At 72.2% G+C, this 14,808-nt stretch carries 16 protein-coding genes; 2 read left to right on the forward strand and 14 right to left on the reverse strand.

Translation table 11 applies throughout. The features are described 5' to 3' along the window. Nucleotides 1–112 precede the first annotated feature (112 nt). The 8 genes from AB0P07_RS29405 to AB0P07_RS29440 all read right to left on the reverse strand — a co-directional run bounded on the left by AB0P07_RS29405 (nucleotide 113) and on the right by AB0P07_RS29440 (nucleotide 7,659). Nucleotides 113–931 (reverse strand): DUF3159 domain-containing protein, encoded by an 819-nt coding sequence (locus AB0P07_RS29405; protein ID WP_365555868.1) that lies wholly within the window; start codon nucleotides 929–931, stop codon nucleotides 113–115. A gap of 3 nt (nucleotides 932–934) precedes the next feature. Beyond that, entirely contained in the window at nucleotides 935–1,333 is a 399-nt protein-coding gene (locus AB0P07_RS29410; RefSeq protein WP_365555870.1) for an OB-fold nucleic acid binding domain-containing protein, read from the reverse strand. Nucleotides 1,334–1,427: 94 nt separating this feature from the next. Next, nucleotides 1,428–2,111 (reverse strand): response regulator, encoded by a 684-nt coding sequence (locus AB0P07_RS29415; protein WP_365555872.1) that lies wholly within the window; start codon nucleotides 2,109–2,111, stop codon nucleotides 1,428–1,430. Next, on the reverse strand, nucleotides 2,108–4,678 hold the full coding sequence (locus AB0P07_RS29420) for a sensor histidine kinase KdpD (RefSeq protein WP_365555875.1): 2,571 nt from the start codon (nucleotides 4,676–4,678) through the stop codon (nucleotides 2,108–2,110). Before AB0P07_RS29420 ends, AB0P07_RS29415 begins: the two co-directional genes overlap by 4 nt. A 133-nt stretch (nucleotides 4,679–4,811) precedes the next feature. After that, nucleotides 4,812–5,504 (reverse strand): ABC transporter ATP-binding protein, encoded by a 693-nt coding sequence (locus AB0P07_RS29425; RefSeq protein ID WP_365555877.1) that lies wholly within the window; start codon nucleotides 5,502–5,504, stop codon nucleotides 4,812–4,814. A gap of 268 nt (nucleotides 5,505–5,772) precedes the next feature. Then, nucleotides 5,773–6,525 (reverse strand): DUF3710 domain-containing protein, encoded by a 753-nt coding sequence (locus AB0P07_RS29430; protein WP_102928817.1) that lies wholly within the window; start codon nucleotides 6,523–6,525, stop codon nucleotides 5,773–5,775. A 1-nt stretch (nucleotide 6,526) separates the two neighbouring features. Beyond that, on the reverse strand, nucleotides 6,527–7,078 hold the full coding sequence (dut, locus tag AB0P07_RS29435) for a dUTP diphosphatase (protein WP_263547028.1): 552 nt from the start codon (nucleotides 7,076–7,078) through the stop codon (nucleotides 6,527–6,529). After that, the gene (locus tag AB0P07_RS29440; RefSeq protein ID WP_365555879.1) at nucleotides 7,075–7,659 is read right to left on the reverse strand and encodes a PaaI family thioesterase; all 585 of its coding nucleotides are present in this window, start codon (nucleotides 7,657–7,659) and stop codon (nucleotides 7,075–7,077) included. Before AB0P07_RS29440 ends, dut begins: the two co-directional genes overlap by 4 nt. A gap of 57 nt (nucleotides 7,660–7,716) precedes the next feature. On the opposite strand from AB0P07_RS29440, the gene AB0P07_RS29445 reads away from it, so the two are divergent. After that, the gene (locus AB0P07_RS29445; protein ID WP_164411952.1) at nucleotides 7,717–8,181 is read left to right on the forward strand and encodes a DUF3093 domain-containing protein; all 465 of its coding nucleotides are present in this window, start codon (nucleotides 7,717–7,719) and stop codon (nucleotides 8,179–8,181) included. A 75-nt stretch (nucleotides 8,182–8,256) separates the two neighbouring features. Here the strand turns inward: AB0P07_RS29445 and AB0P07_RS29450 are convergent, their stop codons facing one another. The 4 genes from AB0P07_RS29450 to AB0P07_RS29465 all read right to left on the reverse strand — a co-directional run bounded on the left by AB0P07_RS29450 (nucleotide 8,257) and on the right by AB0P07_RS29465 (nucleotide 11,842). After that, nucleotides 8,257–9,081, reverse strand: coding sequence for a hypothetical protein (locus AB0P07_RS29450; RefSeq protein WP_365555882.1), 825 nt, complete (start codon nucleotides 9,079–9,081; stop codon nucleotides 8,257–8,259). A 154-nt stretch (nucleotides 9,082–9,235) separates the two neighbouring features. Further along, nucleotides 9,236–9,532: a DUF4193 domain-containing protein gene (locus AB0P07_RS29455; protein WP_003993510.1), complete on the reverse strand. Its 297-nt coding sequence runs from the start codon at nucleotides 9,530–9,532 to the stop codon at nucleotides 9,236–9,238. Nucleotides 9,533–9,937: 405 nt separating this feature from the next. Next, nucleotides 9,938–11,182: a HAMP domain-containing sensor histidine kinase gene (locus AB0P07_RS29460; RefSeq protein WP_365555884.1), complete on the reverse strand. Its 1,245-nt coding sequence runs from the start codon at nucleotides 11,180–11,182 to the stop codon at nucleotides 9,938–9,940. A gap of 6 nt (nucleotides 11,183–11,188) precedes the next feature. After that, a complete protein-coding gene (locus tag AB0P07_RS29465; RefSeq protein WP_016432179.1) occupies nucleotides 11,189–11,842 on the reverse strand; it encodes a response regulator transcription factor in 654 nt (217 codons plus the stop codon). A gap of 427 nt (nucleotides 11,843–12,269) precedes the next feature. On the opposite strand from AB0P07_RS29465, the gene AB0P07_RS29470 reads away from it, so the two are divergent. Next, on the forward strand, nucleotides 12,270–12,443 hold the full coding sequence (locus AB0P07_RS29470; RefSeq protein ID WP_217165847.1) for a hypothetical protein: 174 nt from the start codon (nucleotides 12,270–12,272) through the stop codon (nucleotides 12,441–12,443). 410 nt (nucleotides 12,444–12,853) lie between these two features. On the opposite strand, the gene AB0P07_RS29475 is transcribed toward AB0P07_RS29470, so the two are convergent. Further along, entirely contained in the window at nucleotides 12,854–13,672 is an 819-nt protein-coding gene (locus tag AB0P07_RS29475; protein WP_365555887.1) for an inositol monophosphatase family protein, read from the reverse strand. Between the two features lie 8 nt (nucleotides 13,673–13,680). Then, complete coding sequence (locus tag AB0P07_RS29480) at nucleotides 13,681–14,808, reverse strand: ferrochelatase (protein WP_365555889.1); 1,128 nt, start codon at nucleotides 14,806–14,808, stop codon at nucleotides 13,681–13,683.

Consider the following 14,808-nt stretch of genomic DNA (forward strand, 5'->3'; position numbering starts at 1 on the left):
AGTCTTTCTAGTGAGCGGTCTCGCCCCGCGGCCCGCCCCCCGCCCGCCGCGGGGGGGGGGGGCCGCCCCGCCGCCCGCCCCCCCCCACCGCCGTATCGCGTCGTCCTGCGCGTCAGGCCTTGCGGTGCCTGCCGCCGCGCGGGTCGGCCGGCTCCCCATCGGCCCCGGAGGGCGCCGGGACGGCTCCGCCGGCCTCCTGCTCGCGCCGTTCCCGCTCGGCCTTCTCCGCCTTCTCGGCCTCCTCCGACTTCTCCGCCGCCTCCATCTCCGCGAAGACGTCGATGGGGGCCGGCGCCTTGGCCAGGAAGACCCAGGTCAGCCAGACGGCGAGCAGGAAGGGCGGGATCTTCAGGGTGACCAGGACCCAGCCGAGCTGCTCGGTGTCCGCCCACCAGTACAGCGGGAAGAGGATCGCGGACTTGGCGAGCAGGATGAAGCCCCAGGCGTAGCTGGCCTTCGTGTACGCCTTCTTGCGGCCCGGGTTGCGGGTGCGCCAGGAGAGGTTCTCCTTGAAGACCGGGCCGAGGATCAGGCCGATCAGCGGTACCCCGGCCAGCGAGGTGACGATGTACGCCAGCGCCAGACCCAGGGTGTAGAGCATGCCCGGCAGATAGAAGTTCTTGGCGTTGTCGGTCATCATCGCGAAGACCACGCCGAAGGCGACGCCGAAGACCCCGCTGAACGCGTGCTTGACGGTGTCCTTCATCGCCAGCCGGACCACGACCAGCACGACGGACACGGCCAGGGCGGCGATCGCCGACATGTGCAGGTCGTTGTTGAGCGTGAAGATGGTGACGAAGAGCAGGCCCGGCAGCACCGTCTCGACCATGCCGCGCACGCCGCCGAACGCCTCGAACAACGCGGCCTCCGTCACCGCCCGGGCGTCGTCGGCCTCTGTCGTCTCTTCGGTCGGCTTGTCGAGCGACGTCACCGGCTACTCCCGTCCGAGGGGTCTCAGTTCGTATTTCGGGTTGAAGAGCACCCGGCGGCCGTGGCTCATCGAGATCCGGCCCGATGCGATGAGCTTGCGCCCCGGCTCTATGCCCACGATGGAGCGTCTGCCCAGCCACACCACGTCCAGAGCGGCGGAGCCGTCGAACAGCTCGGCCTCCAGGGCCGGAACGCCCGCACGCGGTCGCAGGGTGACCGTGCGCAAGGTACCAGTTACCGACACGACCTGCCGGTCCTGGCAGTCTCCGATGCGCGTGCAGCCGGTGGTGTCGGCGTCCTCGCGCAGTTCCTCCGACTCCAGGTCCTCCTGTGACGAGGAGAGCCGGTCGAACATGCGCCGGAACCGGCCCACCGGCTTGTCGGAACGCGGAGCAGCACTCATGTCTGAAGCGTACCGGGGCCCGCCGACAGCCATGCACCCCTCTCGGGACGGGATGGCGAGGCTCACTCCCCCCTCACCTCGCGTGCACACCGGCTCACTTCTCGAAGCGGTAGCCCATGCCCGGTTCGGTGATGAAGTGCCGCGGGTGCGCGGGGTCCGCCTCGAGCTTGCGGCGCAGCTGGGCCATATAGACCCGCAGGTAGTTCGTCTCCGTCCCGTACGACGGCCCCCACACCTCCTGCAGCAGCTGCTTCTGGCTCACCAGGCGCCCCGTGTTGCGCACCAGTACCTCCAGCAGATGCCACTCGGTGGGCGTCAGGCGTACGTCCTTCCCGCTCCGGTTGACCTTCTTCGCGGCCAGGTCGACGGTGAACTCCGCGGTGTCCACCACCACCTCGTCCTCGCCGCCCGGAACGGGTTCGGCCCGGCGGACGGCGGCCCGCAGCCGGGCCAGCAGCTCGTCCATGCCGAAGGGCTTGGTGACGTAGTCGTCGGCACCCGCGTCGAGCGCCTCGACCTTCTCGTCGGAGGAGTGCCGGGCGGAGAGCACCAGGATCGGCACCCGGGTCCAGCCGCGCAGCCCCTTGATCACCTCGACGCCGTCCATGTCGGGCAGGCCCAGGTCCAGCACCACCACGTCGGGGTGGCGGGCGGCGGCGAGCCGGAGGGCGGTGGCGCCGTCGTGGGCGGCGTCGACCTCGTAGTGGCGCGCCTTGAGGTTGATCACGAGGGCGCGCACGATCTGCGGTTCGTCGTCGATCACGAGGACGCGGGTCATCCGGCGGCCTGCCTTTCTGCGGTCGCGCCTTCCGCGGTCGCGAGGTCGGGGGTCGTCGCGGGGGAACCGGAGGAGCCCACCGCACGGAGGGTGAGGACCATGGTGAGGCCGCCGCCGGGGGTGTCCTCGGCGTTCAGTGTGCCGCCCATCGCCTCGGCGAAGCCGCGGGCCACGGCCAGACCGAGCCCCACCCCGGCCCCCCGCGGGGCGTCGCCGTAGCGCTGGAAGGGCTCGAAGATGCGGTCCTTGGCGTCGTCCGGCACGCCCGGCCCCCGGTCGACGACGCGCACCTCGACGCGGCCGGCGAGGGCGCTGGCGGCGACCAGGACGGTCCGGTCGTCGGGACTGTACTTGACGGCGTTCTCCACCAGGTTGGCCATCGCCCGCTCCAGGAGCCCGGCGTCCACGGCGACCATGGGCAGCGTCTCCGGGATGTCCAGCTCCGCGCTTCCCTCGGGCACCCCGCCGAGCGCCATCGGCACCACCTCGTCGACGTCGATCTCGCGGATCAGCGGGGTGACGGTGCCGGTCTGGAGGCGGGACATGTCGAGCAGGTTGCCCACGAGGTGGTCGAGCCGGTCGGCGCCCTCCTCGATGCCTTCGAGGAGCTCCGCCCGGTCCTCGTCCGACCAGGCCACGTCGTCCGACCTGAGGCTGGTCACCGACGCCTTGATGCCGGCCAGCGGGGTGCGCAGGTCGTGGCTGACGGCGGCCAGCAGCGCGGTGCGGATCCGGTTGCCCTCGGCCAGGGCGCGGGCCCGGTCGGCCTCCTCGCGCAGGCGGCGCCGGTCCAGGACGACGGCGGCCTGTGCGGCGAAGGCGGCAAGGACCCGGCGGTCCTCGGCGGGCAGCACGCGGCCGGTCAGCGCGAGGGCCATGTGGTCGCCGACGGGCATGTCCACGTCGGCGTCCTCCGGGCGGTCGACGGGCGGTCCCGACCCGGCGCGGCCGGCGCAGGTCCAGGGGGCCATGTCGCCCTCCCGCTCCAGGAGGGCCGCGGACTCCATGCCGAAGGTCTCGCGGACGCGTTCGAGGAGTGTCTCCAGGCTGGTCTCGCCGCGCAGCACGTCACCGGCCAGGAAGGACAGGATCTCCGACTCGGCGCGCAGCCGGGCGGCCTGGTGGGTGCGGCGGGCCGCGACGTCGACGACCGAGGCGACGGAGAGCGCCACGCCCACGAATATGGCGAGCGCAAGCATGTTCCTCGGGTCGGCGATGGTGATCCGGTTGACGGGCGGCGTGAAGAACCAGTTCAGCAACAGCGACCCGACCGCCGCCGAGGCCAGCGCCGGATACAGGCCGCCGAGCAGGGCCGCCGCGACGGTCAGCGCCAGGTAGAGCAGGACGTCGTTGGCGAGGCCGAGGTGGACGCTACTGAGCAGCAGTGTCAGCAGCACCGGCCCGCCCAGGCCCGCGAACCAGCCCCAGACGCTGCGGGAACGGCCGAGCCGCGCGCCCCTGGCCACCGGCAGCCCGCGCCCCTTGGCGACCTCTTCGTGGGTGACGATGTGGACGTCCAGGTCGGGTCCGGACTCGCGGGCGACGGTGGCGCCGACGCCGGGGCCGAAGACGTACTGCCAGGCCTTGCGGCGCGAGGAGCCCAGGACGATCTGGGTGGCGTTGACGCCGCGGGCGAAGTCGAGCAGAGCGGCCGGTATGTCGTCGCCGAGGACGTGGTGGAAGGTGCCGCCGAGGTCCTCCACCAGGGTGCGCTGGACCGCCAGCTCCTTCGGAGAGGCGGAGGTCAGCCCGTCGCTGCGGGCTATGTACGCGGCCAGCACCTCCCCGCCGGCGCCCTTCTCGGCGAGGCGCGCGGCCCGGCGTATCAGCGTCCGGCCCTCGGGGCCGCCGGTCAGGCCGACCACGATGCGCTCGCGCGAGCCCCAGATCCTCGAGACGCGGTGCTCGCTGCGGTACTGCTGGAGGTACTCGTCGACCCGGTCGGCGACCCACAGCAGCGCCAGCTCGCGCAGGGCGGTGAGGTTGCCGGGGCGGAAGTAGTTGGACAGGGCGGCGTCGACCTTGTCCGGCTGGTAGATGTTGCCGTGGGCCATGCGCCGGCGCAGTGCCTGCGGCGACATGTCGACCAGTTCGATCTGGTCCGCCCGCCGCACCACCTCGTCGGGCACCGTCTCCCGCTGCCGTACTCCGGTGATCGACTCCACGACGTCGCCGAGCGACTCCAGGTGCTGGATGTTGACGGTGGACACGACGTCGATCCCGGCGGCGAGGAGTTCCTCGACGTCCTGCCACCGCTTGGCGTTGCGCACGCCGGGGACGTTGGTGTGGGCCAGTTCGTCCACCAGGGCCACCCGGGGTGCGCGGGCCAGGACCGCGTCCAGGTCCAGCTCGCTGAAGTCCGCGCCCCGGTACGCGACCTCCCGGCGCGGGACCTGCTCCAGGCCGCGCAGCATCACCTCGGTACGGGCCCTGCCGTGGTGCTCGACGAACGCCACCACGCAGTCGGTGCCCCGTTCGACGCGGCGGTGCGCCTCGGACAGCATGGCGTACGTCTTGCCGACGCCCGGCGCCGCGCCGAGGTAGATCCGTAGCTTGCCGCGTCCCATGGCCTCATTGTCTTCCGGTCACCGCTGAGTGCGCAGCGTCGACCCTACGACCCACAACCACGGCAAAAGGGGCGGGGGTGTGGATGCCGGTCGTCCTTGACGCAACCCTGACGGCCGCCCGCTCCCGGCGGCGTCACTGCTCGACGATCTCCCCGTCGCGCAGCTCCAGCACCCGGTCGGCGAGGTCGAGCAGGGTGGCGTCGTGGGTGGCGACCAGGGCCGTGACCTGCTCGCTGCGTACGACGGCACGCAGCAGCTCCATCACGGAGTGCCCGGTCTCCGCGTCCAGCTGACCGGTGGGCTCGTCGGCGATCAGCAGCGCGGGGTCGTTGGCGAGGGCGCGGGCGATGGCGACCCGCTGTTGCTGGCCGCCGGACAGCTCACCGGGGCGCTGGGCGGCGTGGTCGGAGAGGCCGACGAGGGCGAGCAGCAGCTCGACGCGCTCGTCCCGCTCGCGCGGCGCGGCCCGGCGCAGCCGCATCGGTACGCCGACGTTCTCGGCGGCGGTGAGGATCGGTACGAGCCCGAAGGACTGGAAGACGAAGCCGACCCGGTCCCGGCGCAGCGCGAGCAGTCCGCCCTCGTCCAGCTCGGCGAGGTCCCGGCCGTCGACCTCGACCCGGCCGGCGTCCGGCGTGTCGAGGCCGCCGACGATGTTGAGCAGTGTGGTCTTCCCGGAGCCCGACCTCCCCTTGAGGGCGACCAGCTCCCCGCGCGGCACGTCGAAGGAGACGCCGCGCAGCGCGTGCACGGCGGCGCTGTCGCGACCGTAGGACTTGTGTACGTCCTCGACGCGCACCATGGTCCCGGTGGCCACCTGGCTCATCTCGCGCCCTCCCCCGCCGTACGCCGTGAAACCGGGCGCCAGTATCACCTGCGGAGGAGGACGGGTTCAACGGCCGGGACCGGATCGCTCGCGGCAGCGCCCCGCCGGCGACGCCCGCGGGCGTCCGCAGGGCCCCTCGCCGCCGGTCCCTCTTCCGCACGCCCGGGCCGGACGAGCGCGTGCCCGCCCCGACGCGGACGGCCGCACCCCCTACGAGGGCGCGGCCGTCGTGGCTCGCGTACGACGGAAAGCCGTACCAGGTCTTTGCCTAACGCACCTCGGTGATCTCCGGGCCGCGCTGGAGCTGGCCCATGCCGCCGGCGAAGCGGGAGCCCTCCTCCTGCTGGACGCCCTCGGGGACCATCTGGGCGTCGTTCGGCAGCTTGAGGACGATCGGGTCGCGCGGGGCCATCGGGCCCTCACCGCGGACGACGACCGTGTCCCGGAAGATCTGCTCCAGCAGACCGGCGGCCTGCGGCTGCACCGCGCCCTGGCCCGAGATCACACCGCGCAGGAACCAGCGGGGTCCGTCCACACCGACGAACCGCACGACCTGGAAGCCGCTGGTGCCGTCCGGCAGCTGCACCGGGACCTGGGCCCGCAGCTCCCAGCCCAGGGGGCCCTCGACCTCGTCGATGATGCCGCCCTGCTGGGTGATGCCGGAGCCGATCTCCTCGCGCACCTCCGCCCAGATGCCCTCGCGCTTGGGGGCGGCGAAGCCCTGGAGCTGGATGGCGCTGTCGCGCAGTACGACGGTGGCGGCGACGATCGCGTCACCGGCGACCTCCACCCGCAGTTCCATGCCGTCGACCCCGGGGACGAACAGGCCGCCCAGGTCCACCCGTCCCTCGGCCGGGTCGCGGACCTCGCTGCTGTCCCAGGGCCCGTCGGGGCGCGGCTCGGGCTCGAGCCGCACGCGCTCACGCTCTTCGTCCGCCCCGGTGTCGACGCTGTCGACGACCTGCTCGGTCTCGCCGGCCGCGTCCTCGGCGGCGTCATTCTTCTTGCGACGTCCGAACACGTCACTGTCCTTCCCGGTCGGATACGACCGAAGCGTATCGATTCCCACCCGTCGGGCCGCCCTCGGCGACCTGACCGCTTGTGCCGCTTGCACGGTCCAACCCGGCGTGGCCGCCGGTGGACCCGAAGCCCCCCTCGGCCCGCGTCGAGTCGGGAAGCTCCGCGACCTGACGGAAGCGGACCCTCTCGACCTGCTGGACGACCAGTTGGGCAATCCGGTCGAAGCGCTCGAACCGCACGCTTTCGCGCGGGTCGAGATTCACCACGATCACCTTGATCTCCCCACGGTACCCGGCATCAATCGTCCCCGGGGCATTCACGAGGGCGACACCGCAGCGGGCGGCCAGACCGGAACGCGGGTGCACGAAGGCCGCGTACCCCTCGGGGAGCGCCACAGACACACCCGTGGGCAGAACGGCGCGTTCGCCGGGCGCCAGTTCGCAGCCGAGGGTGGTGCGCAGGTCGGCTCCCGCGTCGCCGGGCTGCGCGTACTCCGGCAGCGGCACGTCGGGGTCGACGCGGCGGATCAGCACCTCGAGGTCGGCACGGCTCACGGGTTCACCTCGAAGGCGCGGGCGCGGCGGAGCTGGTCGGGGTCGTCCATGGCGGCGCGGATCTCCTCCTCGCGGCCGTTGTGGACGAAGTGCTCGACCTTGACCTCGATGAAGAGGGCGTCGGCGCGGACGGCCACCGGGCCGTCGGGCCCGCCGATCCGGCCGGTGGCGGTGGAGTAGATCTTCCGGCCGGCCACCGCGGTGACCTCGGCCTCCAGGTAGAGCGTCGTGTCGACGGGCACCGGCCGCAGGAAGTCGGTCTCGAGCCGACCGGTCACCGCGATGGTGCGCAGCAGCCAGTTCAGCGAGCCCAGCGTCTCGTCCAGGGCGGTGGCCAGCACGCCGCCGTGCGCCAGACCGGGTGCGCCCTGGTGGGCGGGGCGGACGACGAACTCGGCGGTGATCGACACGCCTTCGCCCGCCCGTGCCTGGAGGTGCAGCCCGTGGGGCTGGTCGCCGCCGCAGCCGAAGCACTGGCCGTAGTGGGCGCCGAGCAGCTCGCCGGGGGCGGGCGCGTCGGGGTGCCGTACGGGTTTCACGGCGTCGGCGGGGGGCTGAAGACCTGGGGAAGTACCACTCACAGGCGCAGACCTTACCCGTGCGTCGGCCGAACACCGATCCCGTGCCAAGCTTGGTTCATGCAGCTCTCCACGGCCCCGTACGAAGAACGCCTCACAGCGCCCCGCTCCTGGTGGCTCGTCTCCTTCCTGGTGGGGCTGGCGTTCGCGCTGATCCTGCTGCCCTTCGGCACGCTGCCGATGCTGGGCGGTCTGGCGGGCGGCACGGCGGTGGCGGCGGTGGCGGCCAGTTCGTACGGCGCGGTCCGCATCCGCGTCGTGGGCGACTCGCTGATCGCGGGCGAGGCACGGGTGCCGGTGTCGGCGCTGGGCGAGGCGGAGATCCTCGACCCGGAGGAGGCCCGCGCCTGGCGCACGTACAAGGCCGACACCCGGGCGTTCCTGCTGCTGCGCGCCTACATCCCGCGTGCCGTGCGCGTGGTGGTCACGGATCCGGAGGATCCGACTCCGTACCTGTACCTGTCGACGCGCGAGCCGGAGCGGCTGATCGAGGCCCTGACGGCGGCGAAGGCGACTGCGGCGTAGCGCCTGTCCGGCTGGTCCGCGGCGGGAGCCGCCCGGACGGGACCGCGCACGCGCGCGTGGCCGCGGTCGGAGCCGTCAGCCGCCGTCTTTGCCGAAGTTTTCCCTGTGGCCGCCGGGGCCGACGCCCCTGTGCAGGCCGTTGGTGATCGCGCCCATGTCCAGGGCGTCCCGCGGCCGTTCCAGCGCGGGGAGTTCCTCCAGGGCGCTCCAGGCGACCTGGTGCTTGCGCAGGTCGGCGCGGATTCTCGCGGCCAGTTTTCTGGTGTCGCGGCGGTTCATGACGGCGCCCACGGCCGCGCCCACCATGAACGGCATCAGGTTCGGCAGGTTGCGCACCATCCGCTTCATGATCTGCTGGCGCAGCTGGCGCTTCATGTGGCTGTTCATCGCCGCGCCCAGGGTCGACGGCTTGGACACGTCGACGCCGCGTTCGTCGGACCACGAGTTCAGGTACGCGGTGCTGCGCTGCGCGAGGCCGCCGGGCGGGCGCACGCCGTAGACCTCGTGGAGTTCGGCGATCAGCTTGAGCTCGATCGCCGCGACGCCGGTGATCTCGGCGGCCAGTTCGGTGGGCATCGCGGGCGGTACCGGCAGCATCGCCGCCGCTCCGATGCCGGCCCCCACGGTCGCCGTGCCCTTGGCCGCGCCGGCCACGAGCCGGTCGGCGAGCCCCTCCGGACCGAGGCCGGGGAACTGCCTGCGCAGCGTCGCGAGGTCGCGTACGGGCACGCGTGGCGCGAGGTCGATGATCCGGTCGGCGAGGTGTCCCAGCGCCGCTCTGGCGCGAGCGCCGCCGTTGCGGACGCCCTGGTCGGCCTTCTCCCGGAACGCCGCCGCCCGGCGCCGGGCAGCGGCTGCCGGAGGCTGCGTGGTCGCCGGGAGGTCACTCCGGTCGGCCACTGGCTCGAGCGGGGCCTTCCCCATGTCGGTCGGGCCCCGCTCGTCGTCACGCGCGCTGTACGGGCCGTCGGACGGCCCTTGGTCCGCTCCTCCTCGCCAGGAGAAACGGCGCTTCCAGGGAGGGGTCGAGCCGGTGGTCACGGCCGACCCCGCCTCAGTCGCAGTCGCGGCAGATCGGCTGGCCGTTCTTCTCCCGGGCCAGCTGGCTGCGGTGGTGCACCAGGAAGCAGCTCATGCAGGTGAACTCGTCCTGCTGCTTCGGCAGCACGCGGACGGCCAGTTCCTCGTTCGAGAGGTCGGCGCCGGGAAGTTCGAGGCCTTCCGCGGCCTCGAACTCGTCGACGTCGACGGCCGAGGCGGACTTGTCGTTCCGCCGGGCCTTCAGCTCTTCGAGGCTGTCCGAATCGACGTCGTCGTCGGTCTTGCGTGGAGTGTCGTAATCGGTTGCCATGGTCGCTCTCCCCCTCTGGGTGTCTGCGGTGTCTTCAGCGCACGTAACGCGTGAGAGGCCGGACTTGTGCCCGACCCGAGGCGGAGATTTTGCCTCACATCAAGGTCTGTTACTCAATCGACACCCAACCGGACCTCGCATGAGTGATCGGCTTGGATGGCGATGGGGACCGTACACGGTCCGAATGCCGCACTTCAAAGGCGTCCCACCGTGTACTTCCCGTGATCTGGACCCTCGAAAACCGGGATTTTCCCGGCTTTCCGACAGGGTGCATGATCACGGAGAGTAGAGGCCGGGCAAGTCCCCGTTGTGATCGATCACACATGCGACTCCCGGGCCGACGACCTCGAAATTCCGCTCAAAGCGAACATCCTCGGATCTCGGTGAGGTGTCGGGGTCATGATCTCAGACGGGCAGTGTCACGCGCATCACGAGCCCCCCTCCCTCGCGCGGCTGGGCGTAGATGTGCCCGCCGTGCGCCCGGGCCACGGACCGCGCGATGGACAGTCCGAGCCCGACGCCCTTGTCGCTGCCCGTGCGCTCGGTGCGCAGCCGCCGGAACGGCTCGAAGAGGTTGTCCACCTCGTACGCCGGTACGACCGGGCCCGTGTTGGTGACCACCAGGACCGCCTGTCCGCCCTCCACGGCCGTGGTGACCTCCACCCAACCCCCTTCGGCCACGTTGTAGCGCACGGCGTTCTGGACGAGGTTCAGGGCGATGCGCTCCAGCAGGACGCCGTTGCCCTGGACCACCGCGGCCTCCCGGATGCCGCGGATCTCCACGCCCTTGGTCTCGGCCTCGGCGTGCACCTGGTCGATGGCCTGGCCGGCCACCTCGGCGAGGTCCACGGGTTTGCGCTCGACGATCTGATTGTCGCTGCGGGCCAGCAGCAGCAGCCCCTCGACCAGCTGCTCGCTGCGCTCGTTGGTCGCCAGCAGCGTCTTGCCGAGCTGCTGGAGCTCCACCGGGGCGCCCGGGTCGGACAGGTGCACCTCCAGGAGGGTGCGATTGATCGCCAGGGGCGTGCGCAGTTCGTGGGAGGCGTTGCCGACGAAGCGCTGCTGGGCGGTGAAGGCCCGCTGCAGCCGCTCCAGCATGTCGTCGAAGGTGTCCGCCAGCTCCTTCAGCTCGTCGTCCGGGCCGTCCAGCTCGATCCGCCGGGACAGGTCCGAGCCCGCCACCGCGCGCGCGGTGCGGGTGATCCGGCCCAGCGGGGACAGGACGCGGCCGGCCATGGCGTAGCCGAAGGCGAAGGCGATCACGGCGAGGCCGAGCAGCGCCAGCAGGGAGCGGCTGAGCAGGTTGTCCAGGGCCACCTTGCGCTGGTGGTCCATGCAGTCGCTGATCGCCGCGTTGAAGTCGGACAGCGACAGACCGCCGTTGTCGACCACGGGGCACGTGCTGCTGGAGACCTTGAGGTCGGTGAAGTCGACGATCTTGTACAGCGGTTCGTTCCCGGTGCGCACCGCCTGGGCGGCGAGCAGGTAGATGATCGACAGCAGCAGGATGCCGGCGATCAGGAACATGCCGCCGTACAGCAGCGTGAGCCTTATCCGGATGGTGGGCCGCAGCCACGGCAGGGGCGTGACCGAGCGCGGGTCCCACGTGGGCTTGGGGGGCGCCCCGGGGGGCGCGGGTGTCGTCGCCACGGCCGGTCAGATCCGGTAGCCGGAGCCGGGGACGGTGACGATGACGGGCGGCTCGCCCAGCTTGCGGCGCAGGGTCATGACGGTCACGCGCACGACGTTGGTGAACGGGTCGGTGTTCTCGTCCCAGGCCTTCTCCAGCAGCTGCTCGGCGGAGACCACGGCGCCCTCGCTGCGCATCAGAACCTCGAGCACGGCGAACTCCTTGGGCGCGAGCTGCACCTCCTTGCCGTCGCGGAAGACCTCGCGGCGGTTCGGGTCGAGCTTGATCCCGGAACGCTCCAGGACGGGCGGCAGGGGCACGCTGGTGCGCCGGCCCAGGGCACGCACGCGGGCGATCAGCTCGCTGAACGCGAACGGCTTGGGCAGGTAGTCGTCGGCACCGATCTCCAGGCCCTCGACCCGGTCGCTGACGTCGCCGGAGGCCGTGAGCATGAGCACGCGCGTGGGCATGCCCAGCTCGACGATCTTGCGGCACACGTCGTCGCCGTGCACGAGGGGGAGGTCGCGGTCGAGGACGACCACGTCGTAGTCGTTGACGCCGATGCGCTCCAGGGCGGCCGCACCGTCGTACACGACGTCGACGGCCATGGCCTCCCGGCGCAGTCCGGTGGCCACCGCATCGGCGAGCAGTTGCTCGTCCTCGACGACGAGTACGCGCACGTCGCTTGTCCTTCCTGTGTCCACCCGCGTAGCGCTTGTCGGGCGCACGAGGGCAGGGGGCTGGTGGGTGTGTTGCCTCCATCCTGCCCTTTTCGGCCATAAGTCGGCTGTAAGCCGGGTGAGGGGCCGGTGACGAAGAACGGTGCGGAAAGGCCGCGGAAACGGGAATGCGAGATTTTCTCGCGCGGTTGAGGTTTCCGCGAAGGGGAGCCGGGGGAGGACGGCTTTACATCCCGCGATCACGCTCTGCCTGTACCACGTTACCGCGCGGTACGTCGCGGTCCGCTTCCGCAGAGCGGGCGTGGGTGTCCGGCACCGTCGCCGCCCGGCCGGGCAGCGCTGGGCACTCCACCGGAGACGTGATCGCCCCTTCCGATCGGCACACCCCCGTGCCAACGACCCACGACCCAGGACGAGGGGGCGCAGCATGGACGCTTTCACCGCAGGACTTCTGCAGCGCATAAAGACGACCGAGACCGACCTCTCCCGGGCCCGCGACGAGGGCGACGAGTTCCTTGTCGAGGTGGAGCTGGGCGAGCTCGACGATCTGCGCCGTCTCGCTGCCGAGCACGGTGTGGAAGTCAGCGCGACCAACGCCTGACCGGCCCGCGGAGACAAGGCCCCGGCGAGATCCAGCGCCGGGGCTTCGTCGTGTGCGGCGCCGTCCGGCGGTGCGGTGACCGTCCCGGCCGGTCGGTCAGGACGGCGACCGGGGCGCGCCGAGTGGGTGGCCGCGCCGGGGTGGGCGGTCCGGACACACGCGCACGGCACGTCGGCAGGCGGGCCGCTCCGCAGGCCCCGCCCGTGCACGCACAGCGGACCGGCACACGCCCCACGGCGTCGACGCGGCGCCCTCCCCCGACGGGAACGCACCCGCTCGACCGCCGGCGGACAGATGCTCCGCAGACCCGCCCGCACACGCACCGAGGACCGGCGCCCACGCCCCGCGGCACGGGCACGATGCCCTCCCCCGCGCCGGGGACACCCTCGATCCGTCCGGCCGCCGGAGACCTATGCCCCGAAGTCCGTCAGGAGCCGCTGGAGGGGCTCGAAGACGGCCGGGGTGGCGGCGATGGTGAGGGCGCCGCTGGGGCGCTCACCGGGGCGTCCGCCGGTCACCGCGCCCGCCTCCCGGGCGATCAGGTCGCCCGCCGCGAGGTCCCAGGGGTGCAGACCACGCTCGTAGTAGCCGTCCAGGCGCCCCGCGGCCACGTCGCACAGGTCGATCGCGGCCGAGCCGCCGCGCCGGATGTCGCGGACCAGCGGGATCAGCCGCCGCGCGATCTCCGCCTGCTCCGCGCGGACGTCGGCGACGTAGTTGAAGCCGGTGGAGACCAGCGCCTGGTCCAGCGGGGCGGCGGACCGGCAGGTGAGCCTGCGTTCGCCCTCCCAGGCGCCCGTCGCCCAGGCACCGCCGCCCAGCACCGCCCGGTACGTCTCGCCCCGCATCGGGGCCACGACCACGCCGGCCACCCGCTCGCCGTCCTGCTCGGCGCAGACGGAGACGGCCCAGGTGGGCAGGCCGTAGAGGTAGTTCACCGTGCCGTCGAGGGGGTCGATGACCCACCGGACGCCGCTGGTGCCCTCCGTGGCGGCGCCCTCCTCACCGAGGAAACCGTCGTCGGGGCGACGGTCGGCGATCAGCCCGGTGATCAGCTTCTCCGCCGCGATGTCCATCTCGGTGACCACGTCGATCGGACTGGACTTGGTGGCAGCGACCGCGAGGTCGGCCGGACGGCCGTCCCGCAGCAGCTCGCCCGCGCGGTGGGCGGCCTCCTGGGCGATCTTCAGCAGGTCGGCACGGAGCGGGTCGGGCGTCACGTCGGTCACGGGGCTCCTCACGCGTAGGGGCTGTCGGCGCCCGCGGCGGCGGGCCGGGGGGCACGGGCGGGGCAGCAGCCGACCGGGCACAGGTTGTGGCTCGCGCCGAGCGTGCCGAGGGCACACGGCGTGACCTCCTGCCCGCGCTCGTCGCCCGCGCGCTCCAGGACCAGGTCGCGAACGGCGGCGGCGAACCGCGGGTCGGCGCCCACCGTGGCCGAGCGGCGCACCGGCAGCCCCAGCTCTGCGGCCTTGGCGGTGGCCTCCGTGTCGAGGTCGTACAGGACCTCCATGTGGTCGGAGACGAACCCGATGGGGGCCATGACCACGGCCGGGACACCGGCCGCGTGCCGCTCTTCCAGGTGGTCGCAGATGTCGGGCTCCAGCCACGGGATGTGCGGCGCGCCCGAGCGCGACTGGTACACAAGCTGCCAGGGATGGTCGACACCGGTGCGCTCGCGCACCGCGTCGGCGATCAACTGCGCCACGTCCAGGTGCTGGCGTACGTACGCCCCGCCGTCGCCGTGCTCCTCGACCGGTCCGGAGGTGTCGGCGGCGGAGTTCGGGATCGAGTGGGTGCAGAACGCGAGGTGCGCGCCCTCCCGGACCTCCTCGGGCAGCTCGGCGAGGGAGCGGACGACCCCGTCGACCATGGGCTCGACGAAGCCGGGGTGGTTGAAGTAGTGCCGGAGCTTGTCGATCTTCGGCAGCTCCAGGCCCTCCGCCTCCAGGGCGGCGAGCGCGTCCGCGAGGTTCTCGCGGTACTGGCGGCAGCCCGAGTACGAGGCGTAGGCGCTCGTGGCGAGGACCAGGATGCGGCGGCGGCCGTCGCGGACCATCTCGCGCAGGGTGTCCGTCAGGTACGGCGCCCAGTTGCGGTTGCCCCAGTAGACCGGCAGGTCCAGGCCGTGCTCGGCGAAGTCCTTGCGGAGGGCGTCGAGCAGGGCGCGGTTCTGGTCGTTGATGGGGCTGACCCCGCCGAAGAGGAAGTAGTGCTGGCCGACTTCCTTGAGGCGTTCCTTGGGGATGCCGCGGCCCCGCGTCACGTTCTCCAGGAACGGGACCACGTCGTCCGGGCCCTCCGGGCCGCCGAACGAGAGCAGGAGCAGGGCGTCGTAGGGGCTGGCATCGAGCACGTCTGGCAT

This window comes from Streptomyces sp. NPDC085944 (assembly GCF_040686295.1).
Lineage (GTDB): Bacteria > Actinomycetota > Actinomycetes > Streptomycetales > Streptomycetaceae > Streptomyces > Streptomyces salinarius.